24 protein-coding genes are annotated in these 23999 nt (G+C 62.6%); 19 read left to right on the top strand and 5 right to left on the bottom strand.

Annotated elements, in window-relative coordinates:
- Positions 1-63: 63 nt before the first annotated feature.
- From CLU91_RS15760 to tatC, 18 genes are all read left to right on the top strand, one after another.
- Positions 64-981, top strand: a complete 918-nt coding sequence (locus CLU91_RS15760) for an ABC transporter ATP-binding protein (RefSeq protein ID WP_100874912.1) — start codon at positions 64-66, stop codon at positions 979-981.
- Positions 978-1739 (top strand): ABC transporter permease, encoded by a 762-nt coding sequence (locus tag CLU91_RS15755; protein ID WP_076569463.1) that lies wholly within the window; start codon positions 978-980, stop codon positions 1737-1739. Before CLU91_RS15760 ends, CLU91_RS15755 begins: the two co-directional genes overlap by 4 nt.
- Before the next feature lie 46 nt (positions 1740-1785).
- Positions 1786-2022, top strand: a complete 237-nt coding sequence (locus tag CLU91_RS15750) for a BolA family protein (RefSeq protein ID WP_010402134.1) — start codon at positions 1786-1788, stop codon at positions 2020-2022.
- A 4-nt stretch (positions 2023-2026) separates the two neighbouring features.
- A complete protein-coding gene (gene murA, locus CLU91_RS15745) occupies positions 2027-3277 on the top strand; it encodes a UDP-N-acetylglucosamine 1-carboxyvinyltransferase (RefSeq protein WP_070257789.1) in 1251 nt (416 codons plus the stop codon).
- A 20-nt stretch (positions 3278-3297) separates the two neighbouring features.
- On the top strand, positions 3298-3978 hold the full coding sequence (hisG, locus tag CLU91_RS15740) for an ATP phosphoribosyltransferase (RefSeq protein WP_100874911.1): 681 nt from the start codon (positions 3298-3300) through the stop codon (positions 3976-3978).
- Between the two features lie 24 nt (positions 3979-4002).
- The gene (gene hisD / locus CLU91_RS15735) at positions 4003-5328 is read left to right on the top strand and encodes a histidinol dehydrogenase (protein WP_100874910.1); all 1326 of its coding nucleotides are present in this window, start codon (positions 4003-4005) and stop codon (positions 5326-5328) included.
- Positions 5325-6260 (top strand): DNA-methyltransferase, encoded by a 936-nt coding sequence (locus CLU91_RS15730; protein ID WP_100874909.1) that lies wholly within the window; start codon positions 5325-5327, stop codon positions 6258-6260. Before hisD ends, CLU91_RS15730 begins: the two co-directional genes overlap by 4 nt.
- A gap of 33 nt (positions 6261-6293) precedes the next feature.
- Positions 6294-7388, top strand: a complete 1095-nt coding sequence (hisC, locus tag CLU91_RS15725; RefSeq protein ID WP_100874908.1) for a histidinol-phosphate transaminase — start codon at positions 6294-6296, stop codon at positions 7386-7388.
- Positions 7389-7407: 19 nt separating this feature from the next.
- A complete protein-coding gene (gene hisB / locus CLU91_RS15720) occupies positions 7408-7998 on the top strand; it encodes an imidazoleglycerol-phosphate dehydratase HisB (protein WP_010402123.1) in 591 nt (196 codons plus the stop codon).
- Between the two features lie 38 nt (positions 7999-8036).
- A complete protein-coding gene (hisH, locus tag CLU91_RS15715; protein ID WP_100874907.1) occupies positions 8037-8675 on the top strand; it encodes an imidazole glycerol phosphate synthase subunit HisH in 639 nt (212 codons plus the stop codon).
- 55 nt (positions 8676-8730) lie between these two features.
- Positions 8731-9504: a 1-(5-phosphoribosyl)-5-[(5-phosphoribosylamino)methylideneamino]imidazole-4-carboxamide isomerase gene (gene hisA, locus CLU91_RS15710; protein ID WP_100874906.1), complete on the top strand. Its 774-nt coding sequence runs from the start codon at positions 8731-8733 to the stop codon at positions 9502-9504.
- 59 nt (positions 9505-9563) lie between these two features.
- On the top strand, positions 9564-10325 hold the full coding sequence (gene hisF / locus CLU91_RS15705; protein WP_071075125.1) for an imidazole glycerol phosphate synthase subunit HisF: 762 nt from the start codon (positions 9564-9566) through the stop codon (positions 10323-10325).
- A 26-nt stretch (positions 10326-10351) separates the two neighbouring features.
- A complete protein-coding gene (hisI, locus tag CLU91_RS15700) occupies positions 10352-10789 on the top strand; it encodes a phosphoribosyl-AMP cyclohydrolase (RefSeq protein WP_034753847.1) in 438 nt (145 codons plus the stop codon).
- On the top strand, positions 10786-11157 hold the full coding sequence (locus tag CLU91_RS15695; protein WP_034753849.1) for a phosphoribosyl-ATP diphosphatase: 372 nt from the start codon (positions 10786-10788) through the stop codon (positions 11155-11157). Before hisI ends, CLU91_RS15695 begins: the two co-directional genes overlap by 4 nt.
- Before the next feature lie 15 nt (positions 11158-11172).
- Complete coding sequence (locus CLU91_RS15690; RefSeq protein WP_100874905.1) at positions 11173-11544, top strand: histidine triad nucleotide-binding protein; 372 nt, start codon at positions 11173-11175, stop codon at positions 11542-11544.
- Positions 11545-11624: 80 nt separating this feature from the next.
- Positions 11625-11861: a Sec-independent protein translocase subunit TatA gene (gene tatA / locus CLU91_RS15685; RefSeq protein WP_100874904.1), complete on the top strand. Its 237-nt coding sequence runs from the start codon at positions 11625-11627 to the stop codon at positions 11859-11861.
- Between the two features lie 48 nt (positions 11862-11909).
- A complete protein-coding gene (tatB, locus tag CLU91_RS15680) occupies positions 11910-12443 on the top strand; it encodes a Sec-independent protein translocase protein TatB (RefSeq protein ID WP_100874903.1) in 534 nt (177 codons plus the stop codon).
- Entirely contained in the window at positions 12440-13195 is a 756-nt protein-coding gene (tatC, locus tag CLU91_RS15675; RefSeq protein ID WP_100874902.1) for a twin-arginine translocase subunit TatC, read from the top strand. Before tatB ends, tatC begins: the two co-directional genes overlap by 4 nt.
- Before the next feature lie 83 nt (positions 13196-13278).
- Here tatC and CLU91_RS15670 read toward each other — a convergent pair whose 3' ends face one another.
- The 5 genes from CLU91_RS15670 to CLU91_RS15650 form a co-directional block, all read right to left on the bottom strand.
- Positions 13279-13713 carry a hypothetical protein gene (locus CLU91_RS15670; RefSeq protein WP_100874901.1) on the bottom strand — a complete coding sequence of 145 codons (435 nt, stop codon included), beginning with the start codon at positions 13711-13713 and terminating at the stop codon, positions 13279-13281.
- Between the two features lie 166 nt (positions 13714-13879).
- Positions 13880-15739 carry a DUF885 domain-containing protein gene (locus CLU91_RS15665; protein WP_100876767.1) on the bottom strand — a complete coding sequence of 620 codons (1860 nt, stop codon included), beginning with the start codon at positions 15737-15739 and terminating at the stop codon, positions 13880-13882.
- Between the two features lie 140 nt (positions 15740-15879).
- Entirely contained in the window at positions 15880-16368 is a 489-nt protein-coding gene (locus CLU91_RS15660) for a hypothetical protein (protein ID WP_100874900.1), read from the bottom strand.
- 55 nt (positions 16369-16423) lie between these two features.
- Positions 16424-20593: a DEAD/DEAH box helicase gene (locus tag CLU91_RS15655; protein WP_100874899.1), complete on the bottom strand. Its 4170-nt coding sequence runs from the start codon at positions 20591-20593 to the stop codon at positions 16424-16426.
- Positions 20590-22533 (bottom strand): dipeptidyl-peptidase 5, encoded by a 1944-nt coding sequence (locus tag CLU91_RS15650; protein WP_100874898.1) that lies wholly within the window; start codon positions 22531-22533, stop codon positions 20590-20592. Before CLU91_RS15650 ends, CLU91_RS15655 begins: the two co-directional genes overlap by 4 nt.
- A gap of 201 nt (positions 22534-22734) precedes the next feature.
- Here CLU91_RS15650 and hemE point away from each other — a divergent pair, with 201 nt between their 5' ends.
- Positions 22735-23820 (top strand): uroporphyrinogen decarboxylase, encoded by a 1086-nt coding sequence (gene hemE, locus CLU91_RS15645; RefSeq protein ID WP_100874897.1) that lies wholly within the window; start codon positions 22735-22737, stop codon positions 23818-23820.
- The last annotated feature ends 179 nt before the right edge of the window (positions 23821-23999 follow it).

Genomic DNA, 23999 nt, shown 5'->3' with positions numbered 1-23999 from the left:
CCGGCCTGGATGTCTCCGGCAACTGGCGCATCACAACAGACGCATTACACTTGAAACAAGCACATGACCGCAATTCAAATCACGAATGTAGAAAAGAGCTATAAATCGCTCAAGGCGCTGGGCGGCGTGTCGCTGGCCATCGAGGAAGGTGAATTTTTCGGCCTGCTCGGCCCGAATGGCGCCGGCAAGACCACCCTCATATCCATCATCGCCGGCCTGATACGCCCCGACGCGGGCACCGTCAAGATCCATGGCCACGACGTCGTCAAGGACTTCCGCAACGCGCGCCGCAACCTGGGCGTGGTGCCGCAGGAACTGGTGTTCGACCCGTTTTTCACCGTGCGCGAAACCCTGCGTCTGCAATCCGGTTACTTTGGCCTGCCGAACAACGACAAGTGGATCGACGAGGTCATGGAAAACCTCGACCTCACCGGCAAGGCCGACACGAATATGCGCGCGCTGTCCGGCGGCATGAAGCGCCGCGTGCTCGTGGCGCAGGCGCTGGTGCACAAGCCGCCCGTCATCGTGCTCGATGAACCGACTGCCGGCGTCGACGTGGAACTGCGCCAGACGCTGTGGAAGTTCATCTCGCGCCTGAACCGCGAAGGCGGCCACACGGTCGTGCTGACCACCCACTACCTGGAAGAGGCGCAAGCCATGTGCCAGCGCGTGGCCATGCTGAAAACCGGCAAGGTGGTGGCGCTCGATACCATGTCGGCCCTGATCCGCCGCATCGCCGGCTCGCAACTGCAACTGCACCTGAAACACGGCAGCCTGCCGGCCGACCTGCAGCACCTGGTGCTGCACCCGGAAGAACAGCAGGCGCCGAACAAGTTCAGCCTGCGCGTCAACGAATACAGCGAAGTCGAAAAAATCCTCGCCCGCCTGCGTGAAGCGGGCGTCGAGATCGACGAAATGCAATTGCAACAAGCCGACCTGGAAGATATCTTCTTGCAGATCATGGATAAAGGTACCGTATGATTTCGACAGGATTTCGCACCCTCGTCTACAAAGAAACGCTGCGCTTCTGGAAAGTGGCGACGCAAACCGTGGCCGCGCCCGTGCTCACGTCGATGCTGTACCTGCTGGTGTTCGGCCATGTGTTGGACGGCCGCGTGGAGCCGAGCCCCGGCGTCAGCTACACGGCCTTTCTGATTCCCGGCCTGGTGATGATGAGCGTGCTGCAAAACGCGTTTGCCAATTCCTCGTCCTCGCTGATCCAGTCGAAGATCACGGGCAACCTGGTATTCGTGCTGCTCACGCCCCTGTCGCACTGGGAAATCTTCTCGGCGTATGTACTCGCTTCCGTCGCGCGCGGCCTGGCCGTGGGCTTTGGCGTGTTTGCCATCACCTGCTGGTTCGCCGACCTGTCGTTCGTCGCGCCGCTGTGGATCGTCATCTTCGCCTTCCTGGGCGCCGCGATGCTGGGCACCATGGGCCTGATCGCCGGCATCTGGGCCGAAAAATTCGACCAGCTGGCCGCCTTCCAGAACTTCCTGATCATGCCGGCCACCTTTTTGTCGGGCGTGTTCTATTCGATCCACTCGCTGCCCGCGTTCTGGCAGACGGTATCGCATTTGAACCCCTTCTTTTACATGATTGACGGCTTCCGCTACGGCTTCTTCGGCACGTCCGACGTCAGCCCGTGGCTCAGTCTTTCCATCGTCGCCGGCTTCCTCGTGATCCTGGCGCTGGCCTCGATCCGCCTGCTGAAAAGCGGTTACAGATTACGCCACTGATTGCGGCACATTCCATTACTACCTTATTCAATATCAAGGACTTATCGTGACCACCACTCCAGAACTGATCCACGGCTACCTGTCGGCCGGCCTCGAATGCACGCACCTCGAAGTGGAGGGCGATGGCCAGCACTTCCAGGCCGTGATCGTCTCGCCCGCGTTTGCCGGCAAGCGTTTGATCGCCCGCCACCAGATCGTCTATGCGGCGCTGGGCGACCGCATGCGCGAAGAGATCCACGCGCTGTCGATGAAAACCCTGACACCTGAAGAATTCCAAGGATAAGCACATGGACAAGCTCCTCATCAACGGCGGCAACCGCCTGAACGGCGACATCGCCATCTCCGGCGCGAAAAACGCCGCTCTGCCGATCCTGTGCGCCGGCCTGCTGACCGCGGGCGACCTGGACCTGACCAACGTGCCGCACTTGCACGACGTGGCCACCATGCTCAAACTGCTGGGCCAGACGGGCCTGAAAGTGCAGCAGGATGGCGACCGCGTGGTCCTCAACGGCAGCGCCATCGACACCCTGGAAGCGCCATATGAACTGGTGAAAACCATGCGTGCCTCGATCCTGGTGCTCGGCCCCATGCTGGCGCGCTTCGGCGAAGCGAAGGTGTCGCTGCCGGGCGGCTGCGCCATCGGTTCGCGCCCCGTCGACCAGCACATCAAGGGTTTAGAGGCGCTGGGCGCCGAGATCCGCATTGAGGCGGGCTACATCTACGCCAAGTGCGCCAAGCTCAAAGGCGCGCGCATCGTCACCGACATGATCACCGTCACCGGCACCGAGAACCTGCTGATGGCCGCGACCCTGGCCGAAGGCGAAACCATCCTGGAAAACGCCGCCTGCGAACCGGAAGTGACCGACCTGGCGCACCTGCTGGTGGCCATGGGCGCGAAGATCGACGGCATCGGCACCAGCCGCCTGGTGATCCAGGGCGTGGACGCCTTGCACGGCGCCTCGCACGCGGTGATCGCCGACCGTATCGAGACGGGCACCTTCCTGTGCGCCGTGGCGGCCACCGGCGGCGACATCACCCTGCGCAACGTGCGCACCGATATCCTCGACGCGGCGCTCGACAAGCTGCGCGCCATGGGCCTGACGATGACCTTCGGCGCCGACTGGATCCGCGCCGAGATGTCGGCCCGCCCGAACCCCGTCAGCTTCCGCACCACGGAATACCCGGGCTTCCCGACCGACATGCAGGCGCAGTTCATGGCGGTGAACACCATCGCCAATGGTGCCAGCCGCGTCACCGAGACGATTTTCGAGAACCGCTTCATGCACGTGCAGGAAATGAACCGCCTGGGCGCCGACATCACCATCGAGGGCAACACGGCCATCATCGCCGGCGTCAAGCAGCTGCGCGGCGCACCCGTGATGGCGACCGACCTGCGCGCCTCGGCCTCGCTGGTGATCGCGGCCCTGGCGGCCGATGGCGAAACGCTGATCGACCGCATCTATCACCTCGACCGCGGCTACGACCGCATGGAAGTGAAGTTGTCGGCAGTGGGCGCGAACATCGTGCGCATCAAGTAAAAACAAGAAAAGGAACGAGCATGAACGGATCGAACAACGGTGACAGCTCCCAGCTGATTCTGGCGCTGTCGAAGGGCCGCATTTTTGAGGACACCATGCCGCTGCTGGAAGCGGCCGGCATCAAGGTGCTGGAAAACCCGGAGACCTCGCGCAAGCTGATTTTGGCCACCAACGATCCGAACGTGCGCGTCATCATCGTGCGCGCCAGCGACGTGCCGACCTACGTGCAGTACGGCGCGGCCGATTTCGGCGTGGCGGGCAAGGACGTGCTGCTGGAACACGGCGGCGAAGGCCTGTACCAGCCGATCGACCTGAATATCGCTTCTTGCCGCATGTCGGTGGCGGTGCAGGCCGGTTTTGACTATGAAAAGGCCGTGCACCAGGGCGCGCGCCTGCGCGTGGCCACCAAGTTCGTGCACACGGCGCGCGAGCATTTCGCCGCCAAGGGCGTGCACGTCGACCTGATCAAGCTGTATGGCTCGATGGAGCTGGCGCCTTTGGTCGGCTTGTCGGACGCCATCGTCGACCTGGTCAGCACGGGCAGCACCCTGCGCGCGAACAACCTCGTCGAGGTCGAGCACATCATGGAAATTTCGTCGCGCCTGGTGGTCAACCAGGCAGCGCTCAAGCTCAAGCGCGAGCGCTTGCAGCCGATCATCGAGGCGTTTGAACGCGCTTCGCAAACTACTTCGCAAGCCTAGACACTCAGTAGCAGAAAGCCGATTATGCCGATACAGATACGCAAGCTCGATTCAAGCCAGGATGGTTTCCAACAATCGCTCGACACCTTGCTGGCGTTCGAGGCAGGCACCGATGCGGCGATTGAAACGTCGGTCGCAAAAATCCTGGCCGACGTGAAAACGCGCGGCGACGCCGCCGTACTGGAATACACCAACCGTTTCGACCGCATCCCGCATGGCGGCGCGGCGGAAATGGCGGCCTTCGATATTTCGCAAGCCGAATTGCAGGCAGCCCTGAATGGCTTGCCGTCGGCCCAGCGCGAAGCGCTGCAGATCGCCGCGCAGCGCATCCGCGCCTTCCACGAACGCCAGCGCGAGGAATTGCGCGGTTTTAGCTACACCGAGCCCGATGGCACGGTGCTGGGCCAGAAGATCACGCCGCTGGACCGGGTCGGCATCTACGTCCCGGGCGGCAAGGCAGCGTATCCGTCGTCCGTGCTGATGAACGCCATTCCCGCGCACGTGGCGGGCGTGGGCGAAATCATCATGGTGGTGCCGACGCCCGATGGCGTGAAAAACCAGATGGTGCTGGCCGCCGCCGCGATTGCCGGCGTGACGCGCGTGATCACCATCGGCGGCGCGCAAGCCGTCGGGGCACTGGCGTATGGAACACAGAGCATCACCGCAGTCGATAAAATCGTCGGCCCCGGCAACGCCTATGTGGCGGCCGCCAAGCGCCGCGTGTTCGGCATCGTCGGCATCGACATGATTGCCGGGCCATCCGAAATCCTGGTGCTGTGCGACGGCACGACGGACCCGGACTGGGTCGCGATGGACCTGTTTTCGCAGGCTGAGCACGACGAACTGGCGCAGGCCATTTTGCTGTGCCCGGACGCCGCTTACATCGCCAAAGTCGAAGAGAGCATCGCCAGGCTGCTGCCGACGATGCCGCGCCAGGCCACCATCAGCACTTCGCTGCAGGACAGGGGCGCGCTGATCAAGGTGCGCAGCATGGAAGAGGCGTGCGAGATCGCCAACAGCATCGCGGCCGAGCACCTGGAAATTTCGGCGGATAACCCGCAGCAGTGGGCCGAGCAGATCCGCCACGCGGGCGCCATGTTCCTGGGCCGCTTCTCGTCCGAATCGCTGGGCGACTATTGCTGCGGTCCCAATCACGTGCTGCCGACCTCGCGCACGGCGCGTTTCTCGTCGCCGCTGGGCGTGTACGACTTCCAGAAGCGCTCGTCCATCATTCACGTCAGCGAAGCGGGCGCGCAAACCCTGGGCCGTGTCGCCGCCACGCTGGCGTATGGCGAAGGCTTGCAGGCGCACGCGCGCAGTGCCGAACTGCGCCTGAAGCCGCAGCCATGACGAAGTTGGCGGAGCAGCCGGACTGGGTCAACCGGGTCTATTGCGAAGATGCGCTGGCGGGGCTGGCGCGCATTCCCGATGGCTCGGTGGACCTGATCCTGACGGATCCGCCGTACAACCTGGGCAAGGATTACGGCAACGCCTCGGACCAGCAGTCGGTGGCCGACTACCTGCGCTGGACGGAGGCGTGGATCGATGCGGCGCTGCCCAAGCTCAAAGCCAACGGCAGCCTGTACATCTTCTTGACCTGGCGCTATTCGCCGGAGATCTTCGTCATGCTGAAACAGCGCATGGCGATGATGAATGAAATCATCTGGGACCGCCGCGTGCCGTCCATGGGCGGCAGCGTGCGCAGCTTTTCATCGGTGCACGACACCATCGGCTTCTTCGTCAAGCGCAAGGATTACTACTTCGACCTTGACGCGGTGCGCATCGCCTACGACGCGGCCACCAAGAAAGCCCGTTCGCGCTCGATTTTCATCGGCGCGAAATGGCTGGAAGTGGGCTACAACCCGAAAGACTTGTGGAGCGTCTCGCGCCTGCACAAGGAACACCCGGAACGGGCCGACCACCCGACGCAAAAGCCGCTGGAAATCATCGAGCGCATGGTGAAGGCTTCGTGCCCGCCCGGCGGCGTGGTGCTCGACCTGTTCATGGGCAGCGGCACCACGGCGCTGGCGGCCAAGCGCTGCGGGCGCGATTTCGTCGGCTTTGAACTGAACCCCGATTATTGCGCCATCATCGAACAACGGCTGGCGGCATTGACGCAGGAGCTGGCCGCACCGGCGGCTCCCGCGCCGAAGGCCGCCAAGGCGGCGAAGAAGCCGGCGGCTGCCAAAAAACCGGCTGCCGTGAAAAAGCCGCCCGCCGCGAAAAAAGCGCCGGCCCGCAAGGCGCGCAGCGCTAGCGTGCCGGAAGACGTCGTCATTTAGTCTCCATTTAATTTCATCAGGAGTGTTTGCAGCATGTCTTTCCTCGATCAGTTAATCAGCAATACCGTGCGCTCCGATGTGCGCGCCATCAACAGCTACCAGGTAGCCGATGCCAGCGGTTACATCAAACTCGATGCGATGGAAAACCCGTATCCGCTGCCGCCGCAGCTGCGCGAGGAACTGGGCGCGCGCCTGGCCGGCGTGGTGCTGAACCGCTATCCGCCGTCGTACGCCAGCCTGCAAGCGGCCATCTGCGCCAAGTTGGGCGTGCCCGCCGGCTACGACGTCATGCTGGGCAACGGCTCCGATGAACTCATTTCCATCCTGGCCATGGCCTGCGCGCACCAGGAGCCGGGCCAGCGCGCCGTGCTGCTGGCGCCCGTTCCCGCCTTCGTCATGTATGCGCGCTCGGCGCAGTTTGCCGGCATGGATTTCGTCGGCGTGCCGTTGAACCCGGACTTCAGCCTGGACATGCCGGCCATGCTGGCGGCGATTGAACAGCACCGCCCGGCGCTGGTCTTCCTCGCCTATCCGAACAACCCGACGGGCAACCTGTTTGCCACTGCCGACATCGAGCGCATCCTCGCCGCCCTGGGCAAGACGGGCATCGCCGTCGTCGACGAAGCGTATGAGCCGTTCGCGCAGCACAGCTTCATGGGCCGTTTGCCCGAATATGAAAACCTGGTGGTGATGCGCACCGTGTCGAAACTGGGCCTGGCCGGCATCCGTCTCGGTTACATGTCGGCCGCGCCGGCCCTGCTGGCGCAATTCGAGAAAGTGCGTCCGCCGTACAACGTCAATGTGTTGACGCAGGCGGCGGCCGAATTCGCGCTCGATCACATCGACGTGTTGAATGCCCAGGCGGACCTGCTCAACAGCGCGCGCGATGCATTGGCGCTGCGCCTGGCAGAGTTGCCCGGCGTGACGGTATTCCCCTCGAAGGCAAATTTTCTTCTGATTCGTGTGGCCGATTCCGACGATGTTTGTGCAAAACTGCTTGCCCGCCGGGTTTTAATTAAAAATATGAGTAAAATGCATGCTGCGTTGGCCAATTGCCTGCGCATCAGCGTCAGCACCCCGGAAGAAAATTCCCTTTTTTACGATGCCTTCAAGGCATCCCTCGTTTAGCCTACCGCCAGAGCCTCCCATGAACCGCACCGCAGAAATTACGCGCAACACCAATGAGACGCAAGTTCGCGTCGCCCTCAACCTCGATGGCACGGGCCAGCAAAAGCTGAACACTGGCGTGCCCTTCCTCGACCATATGCTGGACCAGATCGCCCGCCACGGCTTGATCGACCTCGATATCGAAGCGACGGGCGACGTGCATATCGACAACCACCATACGGTGGAAGATGTGGGTATCACGCTGGGCATGGCCGTGGCCAAGGCCATCGGCGACAAGAAGGGCATCCGCCGCTATGGCCATGCGTACGTGCCGCTGGACGAGGCGCTGTCGCGCGTGGTGCTCGATTTCTCGGGCCGCCCAGGCATCGAATACCACATCCCGTTTACGCGCGCCATGATCGCCGGCTTCGACGTCGACCTGACGCTGGAATTTTTCCGCGGCTTCGTCAACCATGCGGGCGTGACCTTGCATATCGATAACCTGCGCGGCACGAATGCCCACCATCAATGCGAAACCGTGTTCAAGGCCTTTGGCCGCGCGCTGCGCATGGCTGCCGAGCTCGACGAGCGCGCGGCCGGCATCATTCCATCGACCAAGGGCAGCCTGTAAGCGCCGCTCTCGCTATATTGTAGATTCCGGGATCAAACATGAATAAAATTGTGGTGGTGGATTACGGCATGGGCAACCTGCGCTCGGTGGCGCAGGCGCTGCGTGCCGTGGCGCCGGAAGCCGACGTGCGCATCTCCGGCCTTGCTGCCGACATCGACAGCGCCGACCGCATCGTCTTGCCGGGCCAGGGCGCCATGCCCGACTGCATGCGCAGCCTGCGCGAATCGGGCGTATTGGAGGCGCTGCTGCGCGCCGCCGACAGCAAGCCCGTGCTGGGCGTGTGCATCGGCGAGCAGATGCTGTTCGACGGCAGCGAAGAGGGCGACGCGGCCGGTCTGGGCTTGTTGCCAGGCAAAGTCGTGCGCTTCCAGCTCGACGGCCAGGTGCAGGAAGACGGCTCGCGCTTCAAGGTGCCGCAAATGGGCTGGAACCAAGTGCGGCAAACGGCGTCCCATGCGATGTGGGATGGCATTGCCGACAATGCGTATTTCTACTTTGTGCACAGCTATTTTGCTCAACCTCAAGAGGCGGCGCACACGGTGGGCGAGACTGTCTATGGTGCGCCGTTCGCTTGCGCCGTCGCCCGTGATAATATTTTCGCGACACAGTTTCACCCTGAAAAAAGTGCTGCCGCTGGCTTGCAGCTGTACAAGAACTTCGTTCACTGGCAACCTTAACGTTAGCTCTCCGGCTTTTTTTCCGCCCCTCACTCACTTTTAAATCACACTGACCATGCTGCTTATTCCCGCCATCGACCTGAAAGACGGTCACTGCGTACGCCTGAAACAAGGCGATATGGAACTTGCCACCGTATTTTCCGAAGACCCGGCCGATATGGCCCTCCATTGGCTCAAGCAAGGCGCGCGCCGGCTGCACCTGGTCGACCTGAACGGTGCTTTTGCCGGCAAGCCGAAGAACGAAGGCGCCGTGAAAGCCATCCTGAAAGCGGTGCAGGATTTCGCCGTAGAAAACGACATCGAGGAAATCCCCGTGCAGCTGGGCGGCGGCATCCGTGACCTCGACACCATCGAGCGTTACCTCGACGCCGGCATCACCTACATCATCATCGGCACGGCGGCCGTGAAAAGCCCCGGCTTCCTGCACGACGCCTGCAGCGCCTTCCCGGGCCACATCATCGTCGGCCTCGATGCGAAAGATGGCAAAGTGGCAACTGATGGCTGGAGCAAGATGTCGGGCCACGAAGTGATCGACCTGGCAAAAAAATTCGAAGCCTACGGCGTCGAATCGATCATTTACACGGACATCGGCCGCGACGGCATGATGGGCGGCATCAATATCGACGCCACCGTCAAGCTGGCGCAAGCCGTCAAGATCCCCGTCATCGCTTCGGGCGGCCTGCACAATATCGGCGACGTGGAAGCACTGTGCGCGGTTCAGGCCGAAGGCATCGAAGGCGTGATCTGCGGCCGTTCCATCTATGAAGGCACGATCGACCTGGCGCAGGCGCAGGAACGCGCCGACGCACTGACCGACGCCGCCGTTTAAGCCTGCCCGGCCGGGGTGTGCGCGTGCATGCCCGGCCTGGCGACAATCTGGAACCCATCATGCTTGCAAAACGTATCATCCCCTGCCTCGACGTGACCAATGGCCGCGTCGTCAAAGGCGTCAACTTCACGCAATTGCGCGACGCTGGCGATCCCGTGGAAATCGCCCGCCGCTATGACGAGCAGGGCGCCGATGAAATCACTTTCCTCGACATTACCGCGTCCAGCGACAACCGCGGCCTGATCTTCGACATCATCGAAGCCGTCGCCTCGCAAGTGTTCATTCCGCTCACCGTGGGTGGCGGCGTGCGCGTGGTGGAAGACGTGCGCCGGCTGCTCAACGCGGGCGCCGACAAGGTCAGCATCAACACCTCGGCCGTGACGAATCCGCAGCTGGTGTTTGAGGCGTCGCAAAAGCACGGCTCGCAATGCATCGTCGTCGCCATCGACGCCAAGCAGGTGTCGCCCGGCAAGTGGGAAGTGTTTACCCATGGCGGACGCACGGCCACGGGTCTGGACGCGTTCGCATGGGCGCGTAAAATGGAAAGCCTGGGCGCCGGCGAAATCTTGCTCACCAGCATGGACCGCGATGGCACCAAGGTGGGCTTCGACCTGGGCCTGACGCGCGGGGTGTCGGACGCCGTCAGCATCCCCGTCATCGCCTCGGGCGGCGTGGGCGGCTTGCAAGACCTGGTCGACGGCATCAAGGTGGGCCGCGCGGACGCCGTGCTGGCCGCCAGCATCTTCCACTATGGCCAGCACACGGTGCAGGAAGCCAAGCGTTTCATGGCGCAGCAGGGCATTCCCATGCGTCTGGCGTAAACAAAATAGTACCCAGGATATAGAACATGCAAAACGGAACCATCGTAGCAAGCAATGCCAAGTGGCTGAAAAAGGTCAAATGGGACGAGCACGGCCTGGTGCCCGTGATCGCGCAGGAAGCGGGCAGCAATGACGTGCTGATGTTCGCCTGGATGAACCGCGACGCGCTGGCGCGCACGGTGGAGCTGGGCGAAGCCGTGTACTGGAGCCGTTCGCGCAAGAAACTGTGGCACAAGGGCGAAGAGTCGGGCCATACGCAAAAGGTGCTGGAAATCCGCCTCGATTGCGATGAAGACGTGGTCTTGCTGAAAATCGAGCAGGCTGGCGGCATCGCCTGCCATACGGGCCGCCATTCGTGCTTCTTCCAGAAATTCGAAGGCGACGAAAAAACGGGCGAATGGCAAGTCACCGACCCCGTGCTGAAAGACCCTGAGACGATTTACGCGGAAAGCAAGAGCAAATGAGTGAAACCCTGAAGCGCCTGGCCGCCGTGATCGAATCGCGCAAGCTGGCCAATGGCGGCGACCCCGCCACCTCGTATGTCGCGCGCCTGTTTGCCAAGGGCGATGATGCGATTTTGAAAAAAATCGGCGAAGAAGCGACGGAAACGGTGATGGCCGCCAAGGATGCGCGCCGCGACAACGACCCGTCGAAGGTTCTGTACGAATGCGCCGACCTGTGGTTTCACTCGCTGGTGATGCTGGCGCAGTTCGACCTGACGCCGCAGCAGGTGCTCGACGAGCTGGCGCGCCGCGAAGGCCTGTCCGGCCTGGAAGAAAAGGCGGCGCGCAAGGATGAATTGCGCGACGCCGGCGAAACCGACAAACACTGACCTACTGGAGCGTGCGTGGATAACTGTATTTTTTGCAAAATTGCTGCAAAGCAAATTCCTTCGTCCATCGTGTATGAAGACGAGGACTTGCTGGCCTTCAAGGACATCAACCCGGCCGCCCCCGTGCATCTGCTGCTGATCCCGAAGCGCCACGTGGCCAGCCTGTCCGATTGCGACGATAGCCATGCGGACATGCTGGGCAAGCTGCTGCGCCTGGCGCCGAAACTTGCTGCCGAGTTCGGCTGCGCCGTCACGTATGAGGCCGATGGCACGCCTGCCGGCGGCTTCAAGACCATGATCAACAGCGGCCCGAACGGCGGGCAAGAGGTGTATCACCTGCACATGCATGTGTACGGCGGTCCCCGTCCCTGGCGCGGTCAACACTGATTTCGCTGCGCGCCGGGTTCACGTGTATACTACCGGCATTGGTCGACGCTATTCGGGCACCGTCCCGCAAGGAGAATGTGATGGGTTCATTGAGTATTTGGCACTGGGTGATCGTTCTGGTCATTGTGATGCTGGTCTTCGGCACCAAGAAACTGGGCAATATCGGCGGTGATATCGGCAAGGCCGTCAAAGGCTTCAAGGATGGTGTCAAGGGCGACGATGACGTCCCGGCAGCCAATACCCCTCCTGCTGCGCCATCGCAAGTGGCCGACAAAAGCACCATCGACGTCGAGACGAAAGAGAAAAGCAAGTTCTGATAGCGTGGCGGGGCGCTTGCCTCGTCCGGTAACAGGCCTTGTCCGCTTATGATCGATCTCGGTCTCTCTAAAATCGCCATCATCGGCGTGGTTGCGTTGATAGTCATCGGTCCTGAAAAGTTGCCGAGAGTGGCGCGCATGGCCGGTACCCTGTATGGCCGCGCGCAACGCTACCTGAACCAGGTGAAATCCGAAGTCTCGCGCGAAATCGAAATGGAAGAGCTGAAAAACCTGCAGAAGGAAGTGCAGGATGCGGCCCATTCCGTCAAGCAAAGCGTGGAGAAATCCATGCATGGCGTGGAAAACTCGATTTCCGGCAACCTGGCCGAGGTGGAAAACGCCTGGCGCGGCGATTCCAGTTCGTATGAGGGGCATCACGATGCCCATGAAGCCATGCTGCGCGCCACCAACGATGACCTGGCCCGCAAGGCGCGCGAATTCCGCCGCAAGAAGCTGGTGCGCAATTCCGCCATCCCTGGCTGGTACAAGCAGCGCCATGGCGGCAAGCAGCACGTGCAATCGGCCGCCGCCCGCGTGGCGCGCTTCCGTCCGCGCGCCAGTTCCTCCTCCTTTTACTCATGAGTAGCAAATCCCCGGTGGAAGAAACTTTTATCTCGCATCTGGTCGAGCTGCGCAACCGCCTGGTCAAGGCCTCGATCGGCATCGCCGTCGTCTGCGCCGTGCTGTTCTATTGGCCCGGTCCCTCGCAGATCTACGATTTTATTGCCGCGCCGATGATCGCCTCGCTGCCGGCCGGCTCGAAAATGATCGCCACCGGCGTCATCTCGCCGTTCCTGGTGCCGATGAAAGTGACCCTGGTGATCGCCTTCATCGTCGCCTTACCCTGGGTGCTGTACCAGATGTGGGCGTTTATCGCGCCCGGCCTGTACACGCATGAAAAACGCCTGATCGCGCCGCTGGTCATCTCGTCTTCCCTGTTGTTCATGGCCGGCGTGGCCTTCTGCTATTTCTTTGTGTTTGGCCGCGTCTTCCACTTCATCAGCGACTTTTCGCCATCGTCGATTGCGGTCACGCCCGATATCGAAAACTACCTCGATTTCGTCATGTCGATGTGCCTGGCCTTTGGCGCCACCTTCGAAGTGCCCGTGGTGGTGGTGATCCTCGTGCGCATGGGGCTCGTGTCCATCGCGAAACTCAAGGAAGTGCGTCCCTACATCATCGTCGGCGCCTTCGTGATTGCCGCCATCGTCACGCCGCCGGACGTGGTCAGCCAGTTCTCGCTGGCCATCCCCATGTGCCTGTTGTTCGAACTGGGCCTGCTGGTGGCGCCCATCTTCGTCAAGGCAACCCAGGCGCCGGAAGAAGCGTCCTAGACGCCAGCCACAGGCGCAGACAAAAGCCGCTGACCTCTTTCGGGAGCAGCGGCTTTTTTATTGTTGAGAAAGTTAGTACGCGCTCACTGCAGCATCAGTTTGCTGAGTATGCCCAGGTTGAGCAGGATCAGGGTGCTCATCATCCAATAGACGTGTTTCATGTCCGCGCCATGGCGCAAGTCCAGACGTTCCAGGCGGGCGTCGAATGTGTGTTCGAAGGCATCAAATTTGGTATCGAATTTGTGCTCCAGCGCATCTATCCGGGTATCGAGTCTGAGCTCCAGCGCATCGATCTTCAATTCCAGGGCGCCCACCTTGGTATCGACCTGTTGCGCCACCAGCTTGATTTCGCCTAGCAGATTGCGTTCCAGCGCCGCCAGTTCGCCATGCACGACGACAGCCGAGCCCAGTACTTCGCCCAGTGCCATGGCATGGGCTTCCGCCTGCTGCGTGGGCACGCCGGCCGAGGCGAGGCGTTTGGCGTAATCGAGGGTGTCGAACTGGATGGGCATATGCATGGACGCTCCTGATATCCAGCCTAGCAGGAAAATCGGCAATTGCCAGTGAGGAGTGCGGTGGCGCTTGCCTTCCCGTCAGCTTAATGGAGCGGCACGCCGGAGGTTTGCGGTGGCGCAAACCCATGCAGCGCCGCGGCGCCCTTTGCAAGGTGAGGATGCGTACCGCTTAATTCATCAGTTCCTTGATGACTTTCACGGGGGCGCTGCCGTAGCTGAGGAATTGCTCGTGGAAATCTTTCAGCACGAATTTGCTGCCCAGCGCTTGCTTGCGCTGTTCGCGCAAGTCCATGATTTCGCTGTAGCCGCTGAAATAGCTGGTCAGTTGCACCGAGCTCAGCTGCACGCGGCGCCATTTTTCCGTCGCTTCACGCTTGGTCTGGAAGGCCTGGCGCGTCAGCAGGTCCAGCGCCTGCTCCTGCGTCATGCCCTGCACGTGCACGCTGTAGTCGAGGATGGTGTTGGTGACGCTGCGCAAGTTCCACTTCGAGTACATCAGCCACATTTCCGGCGCATTGTTGCCATAGCCCGATTCAAGCATCATGCGCTCGCCATACACGGCCCAGCCTTCGATCATGGCGCCATTGCCGAAGATGGACTTGACCAGCGACGGCGACTTGTTGGCATACACGAGCTGCGTGTAGTGGCCGGGAATGGCTTCGTGGATGTTCAGGATCTGCAAGATCCAGTGGTTGTACTCGCGCAAGCTGCTTTCCGCCTGCTCCGCCGTTTCGCCGTCGAGCGGCGTCACGTTGTAATAGGTGCGGTCTTGCGGACGGTAGGGGCCGGGCGCCTCGATGCTGGCGCCAGCCACGCCGCGCTGGTAAGCGGGCGTTTCACGCACGACCAGGGGCTTTTTCGGATCCATCGTCAGCAGGTTGTGGCTGGTGACCCATGCCTGCAGCTCGGGAATCTGGCGGCGGATTTCCGGCACGAAATCGGCGGGCGCCACGTGATTGCTCGACAGCTTGTCGATCACCATGCCGATCTTCGCCGTGCGGTCGGCCGGCTTGGCCGTGGCGCCCATGGTTTTCACCCACAGTTCGTCGGACAGGCTATCCATGTGCTCGAGCAGCTTTTCGCGCGCGGCCAGGGCTTTCTGGTACATCTGCTCGGCGCTCACGCTGGCCTGGATATCGTAGGCAAATTTCTGCTCATACAGCTCCTTGCCGATGCGGAAGGAGCGCGCGTTGCCGTTCTGCGCCAGCGCCGCATCCTGCTCCGTCAGCCAGGCCGCATAGCCTTGCACGGCCGAGCGGGCCGCGGCGATGCGCGCGTTGTACAGCTGTTTTTCGAGCGGCGTCAGGATGGATGCCTGTGCCGTCTTGTTCAGGTCGTCAAGCACGCTGAGCACGCCGGCGCTCTGGGCGATGGCCAGCTGCGTGTGTTCGCGCGTGGGGTTGACGATGCTGGCGCGCGCGGCCGCATAGTATTGCGGCACGGTGGCGATGCGCTTGAGCAAGGTGCGCAGGCGCTGCGGCTGGGCCGCGTATTCCGTGTTCAGGATGAAGTCGATGGAACCGGCCACGTTGTACTGGGCGGGATTCCATTCGAATTCGCGGAAAGTGGTCAGATACCAGCGGTCCGATTGCAGTTTATTCGTCAGCAAGGCCAGGTCGGTACGTTGCTTATCCGACATTTTGCTCGCATTCAGCTTGCCGAACTTGCCCAGCCATTCTTCGATGAAGGCCAGTTGCTTCTGGCGGCTGGCCGCGTCGGGAATGCTCAGGTTGGCGGCGCCATCGTACTTGCCGACCGAAATCGCGCTTTCCGGGTCCAGGCGCCACAGGGCCGTGAGGAACTGGCCGCTGAGGTTATTCATGGAGCGGTCGCTGCTGTTCTCGCTGGCGACGGCGGCGACCGTGGCTGCCGTGGCGGCCGTGACGACGGCCGCTTTCCTGGCGACGGTTTTCTTCTTGCTGCTGCTGGTACTGGCCTTGCCATTCTTCTGCGGCTTCTTGGCGGCGCTGGCTGGTGTCAGGGTAAAGGCCAGCATCAATGCGGTGAGCGCAACTTTATTTTTTATCAGCATAGTTTATCTCTTGAATATTTTGTCGTTTGCCTTCATCAGAAAATAATAAACTGATAATATAAGTAACAAACAACTATTGAAAGGTTGGCCTTGCTTGCCTGGGCGGCCAAAGATTAGCACTAATTGCCTCCGCGGCGCTAGACGACGATGGCGCTGCCGTGCAGCAGCTCCTGCTGACGTGCATTGATGGCCGCCACGGCATCCTTGCCGCGCGCCATGCCGGTGGCGTGGATTTCGATGTCTTGCGTGTAGCGCTGACCGACGCGCACGGTGTAGGACTGGAACAGCCAGCTCCAGAAATTGGTTTCGTAGACGGCTTCATCCATGTCGCGCCATTTGACGCCCATGAGTTTCTTTTTCCACGGCAAGATGCCGGAGGACAGCCACACGCCCGCCTCATCAATGTACAGCTGATAGCTGCGGATGGTCAGCAGGCGGTAGCCGACGATCAGGGCTGAGCCGATCAGCACCACGAAGGCGGCACGCGCGTTGTACTTGAAGGCCAGCGGCAGGGCGGCAAAGAACAGCAGCACGGCAATGACGAAAGTGCTGACATAGGCGGTCCAGGATTTGCCGCACAAAAAGGTGGCGCGCTGGCCGGCGCTGGTGGCGATGTAGTCGGTCATGGCGTGGGAAAGCAACAGGGAAAATGGATCATCGCATGGAACACGGATTTGCCGTTCATTTTTTCAACCCCTCTTGGAGCATGCCCAGCATGTCATTGGCCGACATGCGCGCGGCCGCGTCGCTGCCTTCCAATAAACTGTCGGCCAGGTCGCGTTTGTGCTGGTGCAATTCGACGATGCCTTCCTCGATCGTGTGCTTGGCCACCAGCCGGTAAATGGTGACAGGGCGCAATTGCCCCATGCGGTGGGCGCGGTCCGAGGCCTGGTCTTCCACGGCCGGGTTCCACCACGGGTCCATGTGGATCACGTAATCGGCCGCCGTCAGATTGATGCCCATGCCGCCCGCCTTCAGGCTGATCAGGAAGACGTCGCCGTCGCCCGCCTGGAAGGCATCGACGCGGCGCTTGCGCTCCTGCATCGGCGTGCTGCCGTCGAGATACTGGTAACTGACGCCATGCTGTTCCAAGTGCTGGCGGATCAGGGTTAGATGGTCGACGAACTGGCTGAAGACGAGCACCTTGTGGCGGTTTTCCAGCAAGCCCGACAGCAGCTCGGCGAACGCCGCCAGCTTGCTGCTGGCCAGGCCCAGTTCCGGCGCCACCAGCTGCGGATTGCAGCAGGCGCGGCGCAGCTTCATGATCTCGGCCAGGATCTGGATCGCCTTCTTCGACGCCGGCCCTTCCACCATGGCCAGCTTTTCCAGCGCTTCGCGGCGCAAGGATTCGTACAGCGCCGTTTCCTGCGGCGACAGTTCCACTTCCAGCACGATTTCCGTGCGCGATGGCAATTCCGACAGCACTTGCGTTTTTGTCCTGCGCAAGATGAACGGTGCGATCAGGCGGCGCAAGCGCAGGCGCGCGCCGGCCGCCGCCCGTTTATCTTGATCCTTTTCGATCGGTCCCGCAAAGCGCAAATTAAACTGGTCCAGGGTGCCCAGCAAGCCCGGGTTAATAAAACGGAACAGATTCCACAATTCGCCCAGGTGGTTTTCCAGCGGCGTGCCGCTGGCCACCATGCGGAAATCGCCTTGCAAGGCCATCACGGCTTGCGAGCGCTTGGTGGCGCCGTTCTTGATCGCTTGCGCTTCGTCGAGCACGATCGTATGCCAGTGCACGCCGGCAAACAGCGCCGCTTCCTGCTGCAGCAAGCCGTAGCTGGCCACCACCACGTCGAACGGCTGCAAGGTTTCGAGCATGTCGGCGCGGTCGCCGCTGCCGAACAGCTTGACCTTCAAGGTGGGCGCGAAGCGCTGCGCTTCGCTGATCCAGTTCATGCACACGGACGTGGGCGCGACAACCAGGGTGGGGCCGTTGGGCGCGCGCGCCAGGATCAGCGCCAGCGCCTGCAAGGTCTTGCCGAGTCCCATGTCGTCGGCCAGGCAGGCGCCCACGCCCCAGTGCGCCAGGCGTGCCAGCCATGCGTAGCCGGCCAGCTGGTAGTCTCGCAAGTCCGCCTGCAAGGTGCTGGGCAGTTGCGGTTGATAGTCGTCGAGGGCGCGCAGGCGCAGCAAGTGTTCGCGCCACAATTTGTCGGCCTTGACGCCGCCCGCATCGTTGGCCAGCTCTTCCAGCGCGAAGGCGGCCAGCGGGTGGATGTGCACGCCATCGGCATGCGTCTCGCCATACGCGGCCAGCTCGGACAGCCGGCGGTGCAATTCGTCGCTGAGCGCGAGGAACTGGTTGTCGCCCAAGGCCACGAAGCGACTTTTATTGTTCTGCATCAAGTCGAGCAGGGCGCGCAAATCCATCACCTTGTCTTCGTCGATCTGCACTTCGCCGCTGGCGGCAAACCAGTCTTTTTCGCTCTTGATGTTCAGGCGCATCTGGCCGCTGTCGATGCGTCTCGACACGCGCATGGTTTCGCCCTCGGGCCATGCCAATACCATGCTGGCGGGATCGAGCGCCTGCAGCTCGACCAGCAGCTGCAAGCCCAGCGCAGGCTGGCCCAGCAGCCATTCGCCATGCTCTTCTTGCGCCTCTTCCAGCACCAGGCAGCGTCCGATCAGCTGGCGCTGCGCTTCGCGCTCGGCGTTCAGGTCGCGCCGCGCTTGCACGGCGCGGCCTGCCACATCGGCAAACACGCTTTCGGCGCCGCTGCCGGGCGCGTAATAGGCGCCGTTGTCGAGCAGCGGGCGCACTAAAATTTGCATTTTCAGGCCTTGCTGGTAGGGCAGCAAATGCACGTGCAGGCGGTGGTCGGCCGTGATCGCTTCCGCGTCGCCGCCGCCACCGCCGATATCCGATTGCACGGTGACCATGGAGGAGATGGCGCCGATCGCCTGCATCACCTGTTTTTCCGCATGCAGGGGCACGGACAGGCCCAGGCCCACGATGGCGCCGATGCGCCGGTGCTCGTCGAGGATGTGTACCACGCGCAAGCGCGTCGGCGTTTCGCGCTGCACCACGACGTTGCCGCCATTGTCGGGCAAGGGCGGCTGCATGCCCAGCCACAGCTGGCCCTCGTGCGACTTGATCAGGAGCTCCGGCGCGCCGGCGATCAGTTCCACTCTCGTGTCAGGATGGTCGAGCCAGAACACGAGCGGGTGGCCCACCAGCAAGATGGCGGCCTTGTCCAGCTCGATTTCATAGCGCGGTGCCGACGAATAGTATTGCTTGAACGGCGCGATGCTGCCGGCCGCGCGGGCGTCTTGCGGCGTGAGGAAATCGATGTCGCCCGCTTCTTCTGCCAGGCGTTTGAGGCCCATGGCGCGGCCCTTGCTCCAGCCGCCCCGTGCATCGCGTTTCTGCTCGCGCACTTCCACGGCCGTCAGGCCGAAACGCGGGTCGAACGCCACCAGCCAGACGAGGCGCGAGACGCTGCCGATGGCTTCGGCGGGCGCGTTCTGCTGCAGGTTGATGAGCGCGCTCAGCTGGCGCTGCCACGCTTCCTGGCGCTCGAACCACGGCGCCATGTCCGTCAAGCCATGTTGCGCCCGCTTGGCCGTGGCGTAGCGCTCCTGCTGCGGCTCGCCCATCAAGCCCAGCAAGCCGGCCGCCTGCGCCGCGATCAAATCATAGCCAGCCGCGTCCGCTTGCTGCACCAGCGCTCGCAGCTGGTCCTTGCGCTCGCTCAATTGCGGCAGGGCCAGCCAGTAGTACAGCAAGGCCTGGAACAGCTGCGCCTGCAGTCCCGTTTCCCAGCTGCGCGTGGGAATGCTTTCCGCCAGCTGCACGCCGGCGCGCACCAGGCGCAAGGTATTCAATTGCTGGTAGACGATGCTGTCGTGGTTCGGTTGCGCATGCAGCGCGATATCGAGATAGGTTTCCGCGCTTTTCAGCAGCTTGGCATCGTTGCCGCGCAGCAGGGCCAGCACGTACAAATGGCCGCCGATGCCCGTAAAGCACAGCTTGCGCTTGCCCGCTTCCTTGCGCAGTCCTTTCAGGGCTGTTTCAAAGCCTGCCACGGCGTGCGCATGTTCGCCGCGCAATAGGGCGATGCTGCTGTCGACAAACAGCGCCTGCGGCCCCTGCTGGCCTGCCAGGTAGCGCGCGGCGGCGTCGAGTTCGCCGCACAGCAGGGCATCCTCGGCCAGGGCCAGCGGCAGGGCGGCGCCGATATGGTCGCCGGCGGCCGCCTGGCGCGCATGATGGGCGCGCGCGTACGTGCGGATGGCGTGCGCCGTGCCTGGTTCACGGGGGGCGTTGCCCAGCAGCACGGCGAGGATGTCATCCTGCAGTTGCGGCATGACGAAAGACAGCATATCCGGCTCGAACGGGCGGCCGAAAATCTCGATCAGCGGATGCAGCTGCTGCGCTTCATAGCAGGCCATGCAGGCGGCCAGGATGGCGGCCACCTGGCGCACCTCGTCATTGCGCAACAGGGCGATGCGCAGGCGCGCCACGCCTTGCCGGTAGCTGCGCAATTCCACATAGCCATCCCAGTTGCGGCGCACGGGATTGATGGTTTCGATGGCTTGGCACAGGTCGCGGAACGCCAGGTGCTCGATGGCCGCGCGCATGGCGGGCCAGCGCAGCTTCGCTTCGCAGGCATAGCCGCGTCCCACCACCTCGGACGCCAGCGCATGCCGCGTCAGCCGCTGCAGCATGCCCGTGACGGTGAGCAGGGCAAACGGCGTGCCATCGGGTTCCACGATATTGGCGCGCTGCAAGTGTTCATACACGGCATGCTTGCCTACCGGTTCGCCCGCGATGGCCAGCAAGGCCAGGATCATCCGTTCATGCTGCTCCAGTGCGGCGAACTCGTCCAGCAAATGGTCTTCACTCATGCGGGCAGATTAACGATATGCACGGGCGGCTCGCCGGCCGCCACGGGCAGGCCGAACACGCGCTGGTAGAAATACAGTTCCGCGTCCAGCGTGCGCACGATGTTTTCCGCCTTGCGGAAGCCGTGTCCCTCGCCTTCGAGCGGCACATACGCGACGGGTACGCCGCGCGCCTGCAGGGCGTCGACCATCAGCTGCGACTGCTGCGGCGGCACGACCTTGTCATCAAGTCCCTGGAAGAAGATCATCGGGCGCGACAGTTTATCCGTGTGGTGGATGGGCGAGCGCTCAAGGTACAGCGCTTCGGCCTGCGGCTGCGAAGCGATCAGGTAATCGGTGTAGCGCGATTCGAATTTGTGCGAATCGTCGTCCAGTCCCTTCAGGTCGGACACGCCATAGTAGCTGGCGCCGGCCTTGAAGACGTCGTGGAAGGTCAATGCGCACAGGGTCGTCAGGCCGCCCGCGCTGCCGCCGCGCACGATCAGGCGCTCGGGGTCGGCCAGGCCGTTGGCGGCCAGGTAACGGGCGCCGGCGATGCAGTCTTCCACGTCGACGATGCCCCATTGCCCGCGCAGCGCGTCGCGATATTCACGGCCGAAACCGCTGCTGCCGCCATAGTTGACGTCAAGCACGCCGATGCCGCGGCTGGTCCAGTACTGCGTCGCCAGTTTCAAGGTATTGCTGGCCATGCTGGTGGGGCCGCCATGGCTGATGACGATGACGGGTGGCAATGTTCCTGCCGGCGCCTGCACGTCGCCATTCGTGGGCGCATAAAAGAAGGCGTGGGCCGTGCGGCCATTGCTGCTGCTAAAACTCAAGCTGCGCGGCACGGACAGGTAAGCGAGCGCGGGCAATTGTGCGATCGATTGCGCCAGCACTTCCAGTTCATGGTTAGACAAATCGATGCGCGCCAGTTCCAGCGCAATAGTCGGGCTGCCGCCCAGCAGCGCGACGAAGCCGGGGCCCACGCGCAGTTCACGGATTTCCTGGTACGGGTGCGGTATCGGCTCCAGTTTCGCCGCCGCCACGTTCAATTGCGCCAGGTAGCTGATGCCGGCCTGGATATACGTGCAGACGATCTCGTCGTCGGAAAGGAATCCGTACATGCTGGCGCCAAAGGTCCAGTGCGGCGTAGCAAATTCCGCTTCCATCGGGCACAGCGCCTCGATCTCGCCGCCGTGCAGGCGGTACAAATTCCACCAGCCGCTGCTGTCGGAAACGAAGTGCAGCAAGCCGTTCGGCGACCATTCCGGCTGGCAAATCGACTCGCGCGCGCCGCCGGCGATCAGGCGCGGCGAACCGAGGCTGCCGTCGGCCTGCACGTCGGCCAGCCACAGTTCCGTGCCTTGCCACGGCAGGCGCGGGTGGTCCCAGCTGATCCAGGCCAGCTGGCTGCCGTCCGGCGACAGTCGCGGCGCCGCATAAAAGTCGTGGCCGCGCGCCAGCACCGTTTCACGCCCGTCGAAGCCGACGGCGGCCAGGCTGTTTTCCGGATGCGCGTGGCCTTCTGCCGGATGCTGCTCGCGCACGGCGATCAGGCGGGCACGGGCTGCATCGACGACGAAGTCCGCGTGGCGCGTGTTGCCGCCCGTGGTGAACGCTTCGGGCGCGGCGTCGCCGGCCACGCGGTACAGGCAATTGTCGGCGAAATGCGAGAAATACACGGTATCGCCGGCCACGGCATATGCGCCGCCGCCGTATTCGTGCACGCGGGTGCGCACATTGAACGGCGCCGGCGTCAGTTCATCGACCCGCGCGCCGCGCTGGCGCAGCAGGGTGTTGCGGCCAGCCTCGCTGGCGCGTCCGGCCAGCCAGAATACATCGGCGCCATCCGCCCCGCCCAGGGCCAGCTGCGTCAGCGGCGAGGCGCCAGCGGCGACGATGGCCGCGCTGATCGGCGATGGCCAGATGCCATAAGGGGTGCTGGATGCGGTCGAGGTCATGCGGGCTCCGTGTCGTGGTGAATAGAGGGGGCCTCCAGGCGGCGTCAGGCAGCGCGGCGGCGTGCATCATCATAAAGGAAGGGCCGGCACAACGAAAGTCATCGCTGTGCGTGGCAAATGCTGCAAAGCGGCACCGGAATCAATGATTTGGCGGTGATTGGATGCGATAATACCGCTTCTCCCAGCTATTGATTGCCTTCCATGCCACAATTTGCTCCGCTCCAGAATGACACTTTCCTGCGCGCCCTGCTGCGCCAGCCGACCGAGCACACCCCTGTCTGGCTGATGCGCCAGGCGGGCCGCTACCTGCCCGAATACCGCGCCACGCGCGAGCGGGCCGGCTCCTTCCTGGGCCTGGCAAAGAATCCCGATTACGCCACCGAAGTGACCTTGCAGCCTCTGGAGCGCTTCCCGCTCGACGCGGCGATTTTGTTTTCCGACATCCTGACGGTGCCGGACGCCATGGGTCTGGGCCTGTATTTCGCCGATGGCGAAGGGCCGAAGTTCGAGCGTCCGCTGCGCACGGAACAGGACGTGAAGGCCTTGCAAGTGCCGGACCTGGAGTCGCTCGACTACGTTTTCAAGGCCGTCACGCAGATCCGCACGGAACTCAATGGCCGCGTGCCGCTGATCGGTTTTTCCGGCAGCCCGTGGACCCTGGCGTGCTACATGGTGGAAGGCGGCGGCTCGAAAGAGTTCCATACCATCAAGAAGATGCTGTACAACCGCCCGGACCTGATGCACCACATCCTGGCGATTAACGCCACTTCCGTGGCGCAATACCTGAATGCGCAAATCGATGCCGGCGCGCAAGCCGTGATGATTTTCGATTCGTGGGGTGGTGCGCTGGCCGATGGCGCCTACCAGGAATTCTCGCTGGCCTACATGCAGCAAGTGGTGTCGCAGCTGAAACGCGACAAGGATGGCGTGAAGATTCCCGCCATCGTGTTTACCAAGGGCGGCGGCCAGTGGATCGAGCAGATCGCCGACATCGGCGCCGATGCCGTGGGCCTGGACTGGACCGTCAACCTGACGCGCGCGCGCCAGCTGGTGGGCCATAAAGTGGGCTTGCAAGGCAACCTCGACCCGGCCATCCTGTTCGCCAGCCCGGATCAGATCCGCGCCGAAGTGGCGAAAGTGCTCAACGCCTTTGGCGCGCCATCGGCAGGCACGGGCCACGTATTCAACCTGGGCCATGGCATTTCCCAGTTCACGCCGCCGGAATCGGTGGCAGCCATGGTGGAAGCCGTGCACAGCATGAGCCGCGCCATGCGCAGCGGCCAGTAAGCAAGCGCATTGCCCTGGCACAGGGGCAGAGAGGCAGGCTTTCCAGCGGAAGCCTGCCTTTTTCTTTGCTGCGCCTTAGCAAGAAATACCGACTTATGCACAATTTTTTTTGCTGCGGAAATAAGAGGCAGTCGAAAAGCCATGCCCGGGGATACTCTGCAAGTGTTTGATTATTAAGA

Source organism: Janthinobacterium sp. 64 (assembly GCF_002813325.1).
GTDB lineage: Bacteria > Pseudomonadota > Gammaproteobacteria > Burkholderiales > Burkholderiaceae_D > Janthinobacterium.
This window is presented reverse-complemented; position numbering and strand designations above follow the sequence as displayed.